General features: G+C 50.9%; 11 protein-coding genes. 6 read left to right on the top strand and 5 right to left on the bottom strand.

The features are described from left to right. Window positions 1–900: a tRNA-dihydrouridine synthase family protein gene (locus QZN53_RS10735; RefSeq protein WP_163438956.1), complete on the bottom strand. Its 900-nt coding sequence runs from the start codon at window positions 898–900 to the stop codon at window positions 1–3. A gap of 18 nt (window positions 901–918) precedes the next feature. Further along, window positions 919–1,782 (bottom strand): peptidoglycan DD-metalloendopeptidase family protein, encoded by an 864-nt coding sequence (locus tag QZN53_RS10730; RefSeq protein WP_294653019.1) that lies wholly within the window; start codon window positions 1,780–1,782, stop codon window positions 919–921. 322 nt (window positions 1,783–2,104) lie between these two features. On the opposite strand from QZN53_RS10730, the gene QZN53_RS10725 reads away from it, so the two are divergent. From QZN53_RS10725 to QZN53_RS10700, 6 genes are all read left to right on the top strand, one after another. Then, window positions 2,105–3,517, top strand: coding sequence for a glycine--tRNA ligase (locus tag QZN53_RS10725; RefSeq protein WP_073317121.1), 1,413 nt, complete (start codon window positions 2,105–2,107; stop codon window positions 3,515–3,517). Window positions 3,518–3,607: 90 nt separating this feature from the next. After that, window positions 3,608–4,891, top strand: coding sequence for an FISUMP domain-containing protein (locus QZN53_RS10720; RefSeq protein ID WP_163438954.1), 1,284 nt, complete (start codon window positions 3,608–3,610; stop codon window positions 4,889–4,891). A gap of 215 nt (window positions 4,892–5,106) precedes the next feature. Beyond that, window positions 5,107–5,805 (top strand): FISUMP domain-containing protein, encoded by a 699-nt coding sequence (locus QZN53_RS10715; protein WP_163438953.1) that lies wholly within the window; start codon window positions 5,107–5,109, stop codon window positions 5,803–5,805. A gap of 28 nt (window positions 5,806–5,833) precedes the next feature. Further along, window positions 5,834–6,241, top strand: a complete 408-nt coding sequence (locus QZN53_RS10710; protein ID WP_163438952.1) for a hypothetical protein — start codon at window positions 5,834–5,836, stop codon at window positions 6,239–6,241. 11 nt (window positions 6,242–6,252) lie between these two features. Next, complete coding sequence (locus tag QZN53_RS10705) at window positions 6,253–7,599, top strand: hypothetical protein (RefSeq protein WP_163438951.1); 1,347 nt, start codon at window positions 6,253–6,255, stop codon at window positions 7,597–7,599. Beyond that, a complete protein-coding gene (locus QZN53_RS10700; RefSeq protein WP_163438950.1) occupies window positions 7,593–8,867 on the top strand; it encodes a hypothetical protein in 1,275 nt (424 codons plus the stop codon). The genes QZN53_RS10705 and QZN53_RS10700 overlap by 7 nt, the downstream gene beginning before the upstream one ends. A gap of 6 nt (window positions 8,868–8,873) precedes the next feature. On the opposite strand, the gene argH is transcribed toward QZN53_RS10700, so the two are convergent. The 3 genes from argH to QZN53_RS10685 form a co-directional block, all read right to left on the bottom strand. After that, window positions 8,874–10,298 (bottom strand): argininosuccinate lyase, encoded by a 1,425-nt coding sequence (gene argH, locus QZN53_RS10695; protein ID WP_163438949.1) that lies wholly within the window; start codon window positions 10,296–10,298, stop codon window positions 8,874–8,876. Window positions 10,299–10,361: 63 nt separating this feature from the next. After that, on the bottom strand, window positions 10,362–10,520 hold the full coding sequence (locus QZN53_RS10690; RefSeq protein ID WP_163438948.1) for a hypothetical protein: 159 nt from the start codon (window positions 10,518–10,520) through the stop codon (window positions 10,362–10,364). Window positions 10,521–10,556: 36 nt separating this feature from the next. Continuing rightward, complete coding sequence (locus QZN53_RS10685; RefSeq protein ID WP_163438947.1) at window positions 10,557–11,768, bottom strand: NCS2 family permease; 1,212 nt, start codon at window positions 11,766–11,768, stop codon at window positions 10,557–10,559. Between the last annotated feature and the right edge of the window lie 199 nt (window positions 11,769–11,967).

Raw genomic sequence — 11,967 nt, 5'->3', positions numbered from 1 at the left:
TTAAGCGAGCTCGTTGACGGCTTCGAGGTATTCTTCGAGGGTCTTGGATTTCTCGATTTTCTTGCGGGTCTTCTTCGGAAGGTCCGCATACGTCCAGAAGGGGCGGATTTTGTCTAGAATTTGGGCGTTGCCTTGTAAGCGGCGGGCGTAGTCGGCCGCGATGTCGGCGTGAATTTTGAGAAGCGTTTCGGTTGTAGAGCCGCAGGGGAGTCCGGCGTACTGGGCGGCAAGAACCGGGTTCGCGAGGAGACCCCTGCCGATCATGATTCCCGCGAGTTTCGGATAGCGGGTCTCGATATACTGAATCTGCTTGAGGTCGGTGATGTCGCCGTTAAAAATCAGCGGGTGCTTGCATTCGCCGTAGAATTTGTCAAAAGTCTCGAAGTCAAGTGCGCCCTTATACTGCTGGATTCCGACCCGCGGGTGAAGGGTAATGTGGGCGAGGGGGGCTTCGTTCAGGAGCGGTAGCAGTTGCAGGCATTCTTCTGGGGAGGTCAGCCCGAGACGCATCTTGATGCTGAACTTGGGGATGCTCGTACTGATGGCGTCGAGGATTTCGCGTACCTTCTCGGGGTGGGGAAGTATTCCGGAACCTCGGCCTGACTTGGTCTGCATGGGGTAAGGGCATCCCATGTTGATGTCGATTTCCTTGAAACCGAGCTCCGTAACGGCCTTGGTCAGAAGGTTAAATTCCGCGACATCGCGTACGATGATTTGGGGCACTAGATGGTAAGGATGCTCCGTCTGCAAATCGCGGAGGTCCTTGGCCCGGACTTCGCCTTTTTCCAACCTAAGAAACGGTGTGTAGTAGGTGTGGATTCCGGGGGCGAACTTGCTGTGGGCTAGCCGGTAAACCGATTCGGTAAATCCCTGGAGTGGGGCAAAGTGAATGGGTAGCATGGTTGCGCGTGGCGCGGTTTACGAGCAGCGGAGCACTTGGCCTGGGCGAATGGTGTTGCCCTTGATGCCGTTCAGCTGCTTGAGTCTCGTTACAGAAATGCCGTATTTGCGGGCGATTTTGCCGAGGCAGTCGCCGCTTCTTACCTTGTAGTAGCGGTGCTTGGAAAGTTCCTTCTGGAAACCTTCTTCAACAGCGAGTATTTCTTGCGGTTCAAGCGTAATGAGGGCGCTCTGGAACGTGCCTTCTTCAAAGTTGAAAATCGTAGCTGGATCGATGTAGTTGCCGTGGTACTTCATCTCGAAGTGTAGGTGGGCGCCGAAGGAACGGCCCGTGTTGCCGCCTACGCCGATCGTATCGCCGGCTTGCAGGGTGTCGCCGACGTTCACTTTCCAGCTGGCGAGATGGGCGTAGAGCGTGGTGAGTCCGTTGCCGTGGTCCAGAATCACGTACTTGCCGTAGCCTTTGCGGCGGCCTTGGTTACGTACCTTGGTGACAACTCCTGTAAAGGCGGCCACAATGGTGCGGTCTTCGCCATGGCAAAGGCCCATATCGACACCGCGGTGCATACGGTAGGTTCGAATGCCATAGGGGGCCGAAATACGGCGGCTTGCCGTGGGAACAAAGGCGGTGGTCATGTCAAGCGTCAGCTTGGGGAGCGTTTCAAGAGAGGCGGAATCGCCTTCGGCCATGTCGGCGGCGAGTTCGGCGTCGGCTTCTTCCTGGCTCATTTCGGATTCACTGTCGGAGCCCTCGCTATCGGATCCTTCTATGTCGGAGTCGGCTCCAGTGACATCGTTGGCGGCAACTTCGGAATTTCCTGCATCGGCTTCATCAAAAATCGGGTTGCCGGTAAATTCGCTTTCTGTTTCGGAAGGGGGCAAAATCTGTGTTTCAGGCTCGGTGCTAGGCTGAGTATCTTGGGCCGTATTTTTGTTTGACGCACAAGCTGAAAAAAACAATACAATCGACAGTAGTAAACCAAACGTTCGCATAGATTCCAGCAATATAATATATTTCTCCGGTTTCTAAAACTTTTATTTTCCTTGCGGAACTCTAAGTGTAAGTACTTGTATACATATATCGCGTTTTTTGGCGAAAATAGCCTTATCGGAGTTGTATATTTTTCTATTTTTACGCGCCGTCAGGGCCTATCATCCAGGTAGGTTCCTAGTCCGGCTAGATTAGCCGATAAAGGATTATATAATGGCAAAGAAAGTTCAGGATGCCCTCAAGGACATCATCTCCCTCTGCAAGCGCCGTGGTTTCATTTTCCCCGGCTCCGAAATTTACGACGGCCTCGCCAACACTTGGGACTACGGTCCGTATGGCGTGGAACTGAAGCGCAACATCAAGAACCTCTGGTGGAAGAAGTTCGTGACCAGCCGTCAGGATGTGCTCGGTCTCGACAGTTCTATTCTCTTGAACCCCCGCGTATGGAAGGCCTCTGGCCACGTGGGTAACTTCTCTGATCCGCTGGTCGACTGCCTCGCTTGCCACGAACGTTTCCGTGCCGACCAACTTTTGGAAGACAAGCTCGGCGAAGGCTGCTGCGCCGGCAAGAACTTTGACGAAGTCCACCAGATGATGATGGACAACAAGATCGAATGCCCGACCTGCGGCAAGACCGACTGGACCAAGCCCCGCGCATTCAACCTGATGTTCCAGACCGAAATCGGCGTGATCGAAGGCGAAGGCAACAAGGTGTACCTCCGTCCGGAAACGGCCCAGGGTATCTTCGTTGACTTCAAGAACATTGTCGACAACGTCCGCCCGCGCATTCCGTTTGGTGTGGGTCAGATCGGTAAGTCCTTCCGTAACGAAATCACTCCGGGTAACTTCATCTTCCGTACCCGCGAATTCGAACAGATGGAACTGGAATTCTTCTGCGAACCGGGCACCGAACTTGACTGGTACAACTTCTGGCGCAAGTACTGCTTCGACTGGCTCGTGAACGACCTCGGCGTGAACAAGGAAAAGCTCCGCCTCCGCGAACATGCCAAGGAAGAACTTTCTCACTACTCCAACGGTACCACCGACGTTGAATACGAATTCCCGTTCGGTTGGGGCGAACTCTGGGGTATTGCAAGCCGTACGAACTACGACTTGACGCAGCACCAGAACGAATCCAAGGTCAAGCAGGAATACATTGACCCGGTCCAGAACAAGCGCTACATCCCGTATGTGGTGGAACCGTCCCTCGGTGTGGAACGCCTGCTCCTGGTGCTCCTCTGCGACGCCTACGACGTGGAAAAGCTGGAAAACGACGAACGTACCGTGCTCCACTTTGACCCGAAGATTGCTCCGGTGAAGGTTGCCGTTCTCCCGCTGGTGAAGAAGGGCCAGGTGAAGGCCAAGGCCGAAGAACTCTACCAGAAACTCCTCAACCGCTGGAATGTGGAATACGATGAAACGCAGTCCATCGGTAAGCGCTACCGCCGTCAGGACGAACTCGGCACGCCGTTCTGCGTGACCGTTGACTTCGACACCGTGGGCGAGGGTGAATCCGATCCGGCAAAGCTCGGCTACGTGACTGTTCGCGAACGCGACTCCATGAAGCAGGAACTGGTCAAGATCGACGAACTCGAAGCTTACCTCTCCGCTAAGCTCGGCTGTTAGTTTCTTTGTAAAGAAATTTAAAAGGAACCCGAAATTTCGGGTTCCTTTTTGTTTATATTTAGAACGTAAAATTCTGAGAAAGGAGGATATATGAAAAGACTCGTTCTTTCATTGGCTTGTTTGGCGTGGTTTGTGGCTTGCGATGATGAGTCGGCCAATTACGATTGGAATGATGGTGCGACTTTGTCGGTAAAGTTGACCAATGGTAAGTTTACGGATGATCGAGACGGTCAAAAGTATTCCGTGGTTCAGGTAAATGGTCAACTTTGGATGGCCGAAAACCTGCGCTATGCCGATAGCTCCAAGACTCCCAATTTGAAAGGCAATATGTGGTGCCACGAAGATGACGGCGATTGCGAAATCTATGGCCCGTTGTATTCCTGGACTGCCGCAATGAATTTGGAATCAAAATACAATTCCAGTTTGGCAACGTACACGTATGACTATACGTATGGGGTGCATGGGATTTGTCCCGAAAACTGGAGGCTTCCTACGGTTGATGATTGGCAAAACCTTGCTCAATATCTCATGTTCACGAATGGTGGGGATCCGATTGGAGCCGATATGAAGGCTGTCGAAGGCTGGGAAGACGAAGACAATATTCCCAAGGCTCTCAACCGTTCTGGCTTTGCCGCCCTCCCGGCTGGCCGTCGTAACAGCGAAGGCGGTTTTATGAGTGCTGGCAAGTATGCATTCTTCTGGTCAAGTGCCCAGGTAGATGCGGCTACAAGTTCCGGATGGACTCTTCGTTACGACAACGCTCATTTGGATAATGGAAATTATTACAAAGACCACGGCATGTCGGTTCGCTGCATTCTCGCCATGAGTACCGCGAGTGCTAAAATCGAAGGGAACGTGGATTCGTCTTACCTCGATAATATTCCTTTTGATTATGGTCAAATGGAAATTGACGGAAAGTCCTATAAGACGATTAAAATCGGTACTCAGAACTGGATGGCCGAAAATGCGGCGGTGAAGACTGATGACAGTTGGTGCTACAACGATGACGAAAAGAATTGCGACAAGTATGGCCGCTTGTATTCTTTCGAGGCTGCTCAAACGGTTTGTCCTGAAGGTTGGCGTCTTCCGACAAAGAGTGATTTCCAGACTATTTATGGTGCCGTGGGCTTTGGAAGCTCTTTGCGTTCTCGTGATGGTTGGACGGATAAGGGCTCTCGTGGAACGAATTACATGGGCTTTAACGCCATGCCTGCGGGTGGTCGCGAATCGGGAGATTTCTTCGACGTGACTTACAGTTCCTACATGTGGGGGAGCGATAAGTCGGTGCTTTGGCTGCGTTATTACGATGAGAAAATCTCGATAGAGGAGAAGGATGCTAAAAATGCCTTCTCGGTCAGGTGCATCGAAGAATAGTTTTTTGAATAAACTCGCATATTTTATATATAATCACGATGAAGAAATTACGTTATCTCCTGTTCTCTTCGGTAATTTCTCTTTTGGGGGCTTGCTCAACAGATGTAGGCTATGCTCCCAGTGAAAATTACGATGATCGCTCTCCTTCGTACAATGCACAGGCAAGAGGAGATCTTCCCGATTGCACTGACGATCGAGAAGGACTTGTCGTTCATGTGAATGAACATAGGAAGGATTATGCCTGCAGTAAAGGCTATTGGGTTGCCCTGCGCAGTGCCGACACAGACAAGAAGTTGCATGATGTCAACGAGGATACGGTCGCTATCAAGGCTCTCCATGAAAAGTTCAAGACGGTAAAGTCTGCAAAAATTTCTGATAGCCGCGATGGAAAAGTATATAAGGTGATTATTCTAGACGATTTGGTATGGATGGCGGAGAACCTGGATTATGAAACACAATACAGCCGCACCAATCCCAAATGCGAAGAATATGGCATCAAGTGTGGTAGGTATTATGTGTGGCAAGATGCCGCAAGTGGTGGTGAGAACTATTCTAGTGTTTGCCCCGAAGGAATGCGCATGCCTACAGAAGAGGATGTAGAAAAGCTCGTTGAATTTATTGGGGGTATCGAATATGGTTATGTTCTGAAATCGAAAGATTATTGGGATTACTCGGATGACGTGCCGCAAGGGACAGACGAAATCGGCTTTAATGCATACCCGGCTGGTTACAAGGAATACGCTTATAACGCCATAAGTTATTTTGGTAAGGAGGCTGTTTTCTGGACAGATGTGACTAGTGGCTACCGCGGTGCTCATGTTTTGTCGCTGTATTCCCATCGCTCGGATCTTGGGACTAATTGGAACCCGGATTGGGACAATTATATGAACGTTCGCTGCGTGGGAGATTTGTAGTATGAAGTATATTGGATTAGTTCTCCTTATGTTTGCGGCGCTGTCCCTTTCGGCGTGTTTTGGTACTCCGCACCACACTGTCGGTTTGCCCAATAATCCGACTCCGCTTGATTCGCTTTCTGAAGTCATTTTCGTGAATGCTCGCGCGATTCCGGTTTTGCCGCCCGAATTCAATTTCCTCGGATCGATCCTGACGGAAGCATCTTCGGGTTGTTCCGATATGGGTACGATTGATTTTTTGCGTCAAGAGGCTAGGCGCGTTGGTGCAAACATTGTCTACGTCAAGAACGCAGAAACAAAGACCGCTTACTTGTATACACAGTATATGACGACAGTTTCGCACTGCCTGACTTTGCATGTTGACTTATTGTACGCTGAGGCTCCGCTGATTACCAAGTGGCAGGAGCAAATCAAGGCGGCTAAGGCAAAGGAATAGGGGAGGTGCTTGTGATTGTACGTAGATTGAAATTGTTTTTTGCTGTTGCTCTATTGGCAACTCCATTTGCCTATGCCGGTGAATTTGATGACTTTGAAAAATCCCTGATGCAGGATTCGGAATCCACGGATGTTGCAGATACCGCGACTTCGATGTCAACGAGCGATGCGTTTGAGCAATCGCTGATGTCGGAATCGGGAACGGAAACGGAAAAGATTTACCAGCGGCGTGAAGCTCTCCTTGAATCCATAAAGCAGGGAGATACCGCGCAGATTTCGCAAGGTGTCGAAGAACTGCATGCCATGAGGACAGAAGACCTTGTTCCGTTGGCCGATGTAGAGGCCGAGGCGGTGTTTATTGTCAAGAAAATGTGGCCGCAGCTGCTAAAGTACGAAGTGAATCTGTATAAGCAATTCTACCATGAGGTGATTAGTGAGCAGGTGCGTTTTTTCGAAAATGACGGACTTGCGCAGTACCTTAAGAATTCTCTGAGCTCGTATGATACGTCTAAAACTCTTCTTGCCCACGTGGAAAATGATATTGACAATAGTTCGTTACCAGAAAGCGATAAACTTGAACTCAAGATACTCTTGCTTTTGAGCGATGCCTACAGTGACCAAAGGGTTAACGAACGCATTAAAAGACTTTCGCAAATGTATCTCAATAAGTATCCGGATCACCCCGATGCGAAATGGATTGAAAAAAGTGTTGCAGGGCCTTTTTTCCGCAATGATTTTTTGGAATTCATGCTCCAGGACCGTGCAGAACACAAAGAAGAAAATATTGCCAAGAAATTCTATACTGGTGGTCTCGGGGTCAACTTGTTCCTGGTCTCGGGCGGTCTTGCCTTTGGGATGGACAATTTGTATCGCTCCGATCTGTTTGAATATGAAGACCCGTCTATCTATCTTGAAATCTACTTGCAATTCAGTCGTGTTTCGTTCTCCTTTGAATTGCTGCCTTCCGGTGCGTCTGGCGTTGCGACCTACTCGCTTGGGTTAGGTTACGTTGTTTACGATAGCCGTTATTTAAAGGTTCGCCCCTATATTGGATTTGGTATGCCAGCCATGATTCTTGAAGCCAAGAAAGACTGCTATGTGGCCATGCCTGGTGGCGAAAAGGAATACATAAGCGCGGGCGACAATGATATGTATGCAGAAAGTGCCGCATATACCTTGGCGGTGAATGTCGATTACAAATTCGGTACGGCGTATTTCCTCTTGTCGAACTCAATGCTCACGAGTTTCTCGCTGGTCGGCAAGTTCGGTATTTCGTATATGGAATTTGACGACACGTTTGTCAAGGGTTCCGGTGTAACGCCCTTCTTTGCTTTTGGCCTTGGATTGTATTTATGGTAAGATTTTCAACTCTCGTTTTTGTAGCCCTCTTGTTGCTCGGCGTTTCTCTGCCTTGGGCTCAAGATTCGTCCGTGCAGCCTTCGAAGAGAACGCTTTATTTACGTGCTCGCGATGTACTCAAGACTTCGCTTGAGTCGGGTGACCACGAACGTGCGGACCAGGCTTTCAACTACCTGAAAACCAATGCGAAAGAGGGAGCGCCTCTTACCCGTTTCGAGGAATACCTCATCAATATGGAACTTAAAAACTTCACGCAAGGTATCGAAATTTATGCGGATTTGCGCCGTACTTTGCTTGATTCTACGTACAAACCGGAAAGGGATATTCGCGTAACAGAACCGGACCCGCTCGCTGTATACCTGTACCGTGATTTGCATCCGTTCACATTACAGAAGGCCGATTCCCTTTGTGCGCGCGTAGACAGTTCGGACGTTTCGGATGAGTACAAGGAACTCTATCGATTGCTCCTCTATTCAGAACTTGCGATTGTCAAGATGTCTGATACTTATCTCGGTCGTCCAATTCACTGGACACAAATCAATGACACAACTTGTGCGGGCATGCTTTTGGACCGTGGCAAGAAATTCGTAGACACGTATCCGGCGTCGCCTTATGCGAGGGTCCTTGACGAACAGACTCTTCCGTATGTCGAAAAGGTGATGAAACCCCTTCGCGATTTCCGTGTCGATCCGCTCAAGCACAAGTATTATACAGGTGGTTTGGGCTTATTTATTGGCCAGTGGCTTGGGTTCATGACGGGCGATGCCACCGATTTTTTCGATACCAAGATGGGTTCTTCCTTTATTGGTGAAGTCAGCCTTCAGATTAGACGTCTCTCCCTTAACGCGCTTTGGGCTTATGGGCTTATAAATAGGGAAGTGGGCTACCGCTGGGATGCTTCCGAAGATGAATTGATGGGACTTTCGCTGGGCTTTACGGCGTTCGATTCAAGATTCTTGAAGACGGAACCTTTTATTGGCGTTGGGGAATACAACTTTATGACTTCAGACGCCGAAGTCTCGACGGTGTTGCTGCTCGGCCTTAATGCGGATGTCCGCCTGCTCGCGACAAAGCCGCAACATATCGGCGGACTCTCGTTTGCCCTCATTGCGCGCTTTAAGTACATGATGCAATTTGGAACGTATTCATCAGGCGACGAATGGCGCAGTTGTAGTCTTTATTCGGATGAATGTACCGAAGGACACCACGTCGAAGCGGGCTTTATGAGTCACCTATTCTCGCTCTCGCTAGGTGTTTATCTTTGGTAGTTTAGACTACTTCTTGAATTTCTTCAAGATAGCTTCGGCCTTGCTGAACTGCTGCTTCACGGATTTGGGACCCGTGCCGCCTTCGATGTTACGGCGGGACACGCTGTATTCGAACGTGAGCGTCTTCTTCATCTGCTTCACGTTCGGGACACCGGCGCTGGCCCAGGCCTCGTCAGAGAGGTCCGTGAATTCGAGGCCTTGGCGGGCGGCTTCGCCGACCAGGCTACCGACCACGTGGTGGGCATCGCGGAACGGCACGCCGGATTCGACCAGCAAGTCTGCGAGGTCGGTAGCCAGCAGCGCCGGCAGCATCTTCGCGTGCATCTTGTCGAAATTAAAGCGAGCGCTTTCCAAGGCTTCCTTCATCACGCGGAGAATCACCTTCACGTTATGGACGGAGTCGAAAACCGGTTCCTTGTCTTCTTGCAGGTCGCGGCTGTAGCTGAGCGGCGCTCCCTTCACCAGAGTGTAGAGGGCGCTGAAGTTGCCGAGCATGCGGCCGGACTTTCCGCGGATAAGTTCCATGGAGTCGGGGTTCTTCTTCTGCGGCATCATCGAGGAACCGCTAGAGAAAGCGTCGTGCAAGGTGAGGTAGCCGAATTCGCTGGTGCTCCAGTTCACAAAGTCTTCGGCGTAGCGGCTCATGGTGTTCGCAATGATGGCGAGGTCCGCTTCGAATTCGAGCATCATGTCGCGGTGGCTCACGGCGTCGATGCTGTTCGGGCTAACGCCGTTAAATCCGAGTTCCTTTGCAACGAGGGCGCGGTGGTACGGGAATGCAGAACCGGCCATGGCACCGCTACCCAGCGGAAGTTCGCTATGCAGTTCCAGGAAGTTGTCGAGGCGCTTCACGTCGCGGCTCACGGCAAAGAACATGCTCATCAGGTAATGGCTGAAGTAGATGGGCTGTGCCTGCTGCAGGTGGGTGTAACCCGGCATCATCTTGCCGAAGTACTTTTTCGCGAGGTCGAGAACCGTTTCCATCAAAGAAACTTCGAGAGCGCGGATTTCGGCGGCGCGGTGACGCATGTAGAGCTTGAAGTCGGTGCAAACCTGGTCGTTACGGCTGCGGCCCGTGTGAATCTTTTTGCCGAGGGCGCCGATGCGTTCGGTGAGCACGCGTTCCACGGCCATGTGGATGTCTTCGTCGGATTCCTGCCAAAGGTTTTTGCCGGCCTTGTAGTCCTTGAGGATGCTGGCCAGGCCATCGCAAATCTTCTTGTAGTCGGCCTTGCTGAGCACGCCGGATTCCACCAGGCCCTTGCCGTGGCCGATGCTGCCTTCGATGTCTTCTTCGATGAGTTCGGCGTCGAATTGCAGGCTGAAGCTCAGGTCCACCATGCTCTGGGCCATGCCGCTAGCAAAACGGCCGGTCCACATGTTGGTCTGGGTGCCTTTCTTTTCAGTTTTCTTTGCAGTTGTCTTAGCCATTATAAAATCCTCGTTTTTTGCGGGATGCAATTTAGAAATTTTTGCGTAAGCCGAGTTCTTCCATTACATCAAAGCGTACTTGAGCAAGAATATCACGGTGAGCACAATCATGACCCAGTGGACATTCTTGATCTTGCCGGTTAATGCATTCACAAAGGTGTAAGAGATGACGCCGAACATGATGCCGTCCGAAATGGAGTAGGTAAGTGGCATGGCAATCATGCAGATAAAGGCGGGAATGGATTCTCTCGGGTTGGTCTAGTCAATTTTGGCGATGGAAGTCATCATGAAGTAGGCAACCATGATGAGCGCGGGGGCCGTTGCAAAGCCCGGAATAGCCATGAATACCGGTGCAAAAAGAAGCGAAAGCAAGAAGAATAGAGCGACCGAGACGGCGGTGAGGCCTGTCTTTCCGCCGTAGGCGACACCGGCGGCACTTTCCACGTAGGTGGTCGTGGTCGAAGTTCCGCAAATGGCTCCGATCGAGGTGGCGATAGCATCGCAGCTAAGCGCTTGAGAAATGCGGGGGAGCTTGCCATCTTCTTTCAGGAACCCGCCACGGAGTGAAACGCCAATCAGGGTGCCCAGCGTATCGAACAGGTCTACAAAGAAGAAGGCGAAAATCACGACAAAGAAGTCCAGCGACTTGATGAGCGAAAATCCCTGGCCGACAATGGCGTCGCCTCGGGTAAGCGTCCAGGATTCCGGGTGGAACAATGCACCGCAAGTGACTCCGAATTCACGGAAGGAACGGTCCAAGCTCTGCAGGTAATCGCCGAACTGCGGAATTACGGAATGGAATCCGGCTTCCGGGTTCGGAACGTAGACTCCAACAAATTCGGTGACAATGCCGAGCAGCCAGGTCGCAAAAATCCCCAGCAGGATGGCGCCGCGGATTCCTTTAATCAAGAAAGCCGAGGTAACGATAATGCCCAACAGGGTCAGGATTGCCCAGATGCCATTCGTGTGCATGTCGACCATGTGGAAGTTGATGAGGCTTACGATGGTGGCGTTGTTAGCGACGATGATTTTACCGCCCTGCAAGGCGATAAAGGCGATGAATATGCCGATGCCGACTGCAACGCCCGATTTAAGCGAAAGAGGGATGCTGTTAAAGAGTTTTTCGCGTACAGGAACGACTGAGAGAATCAAGAACAGGATGCCTTCGACAAAGACGGCTAGCAAGGCGAATTGCCAGCTGTAGCCCATGCTCAGCACCACGGTGTAGGCAAAGAAGGCGTTAATGCCAAGGCCCGGGGCAAGTGCAAAGGGGTATTTCGCGACAAAGCCCATGAGGGCAGAACCGACGGCGGCCGCAATGACGGTGGCAATGAAGATGCCGCCCTTGAGATTCTGGACAACATCAGAAAGCGCCTGTCGAAGAAGGCAAACATCAAGTCGAGGCTTGCGGAAAAGATTGACGAGAGTTATCTGGAAGAACAAACTGAAACGGCAAGAGCCTTCAATCATCAGGAACTGCTGAATGGTTTCCTAGCACAAAGCAGCGACTTGTTCTACTACCTTTGGAACTACTCATTCACGGAAACACTAGATAAAGAACTGCGCTTAGTGCTATTCCTTCAGATGGCATCTCAGTATCCAGAACAAATGCGTTTCACAACAGAGACAAAGACAATTGAGAATGTTGATGCCTTAGGTCATGACTGGG

The organism is uncultured Fibrobacter sp., from assembly GCF_900316465.1.
Taxonomy (GTDB): Bacteria; Fibrobacterota; Fibrobacteria; order Fibrobacterales; family Fibrobacteraceae; genus Fibrobacter.
Note: the sequence above shows the minus strand (reverse complement) of the source record. Positions and strands in the feature narration are given on the sequence as shown.

Bases quoted from the DNA above. Each gene is read 5' to 3' on its own strand.
- QZN53_RS10735 (WP_163438956.1), bottom strand. From the start codon at position 900: ATGCTACCCATTCACTTTGCCCCACTCCAGGGATTTACCGAATCGGTT.
- QZN53_RS10725 (WP_073317121.1), top strand. From the start codon at position 2,105: ATGGCAAAGAAAGTTCAGGATGCCCTCAAGGACATCATCTCCCTCTGC.
- QZN53_RS10720 (WP_163438954.1), top strand. From the start codon at position 3,608: ATGAAAAGACTCGTTCTTTCATTGGCTTGTTTGGCGTGGTTTGTGGCT.
- QZN53_RS10710 (WP_163438952.1), top strand. From the start codon at position 5,834: ATGTTTGCGGCGCTGTCCCTTTCGGCGTGTTTTGGTACTCCGCACCAC.
- QZN53_RS10700 (WP_163438950.1), top strand. From the start codon at position 7,593: ATGGTAAGATTTTCAACTCTCGTTTTTGTAGCCCTCTTGTTGCTCGGC.
- argH (WP_163438949.1), bottom strand. From the start codon at position 10,298: ATGGCTAAGACAACTGCAAAGAAAACTGAAAAGAAAGGCACCCAGACC.
- QZN53_RS10690 (WP_163438948.1), bottom strand. From the start codon at position 10,520: ATGATTGCCATGCCACTTACCTACTCCATTTCGGACGGCATCATGTTC.
- QZN53_RS10685 (WP_163438947.1), bottom strand. From the start codon at position 11,768: ATGATTGAAGGCTCTTGCCGTTTCAGTTTGTTCTTCCAGATAACTCTC.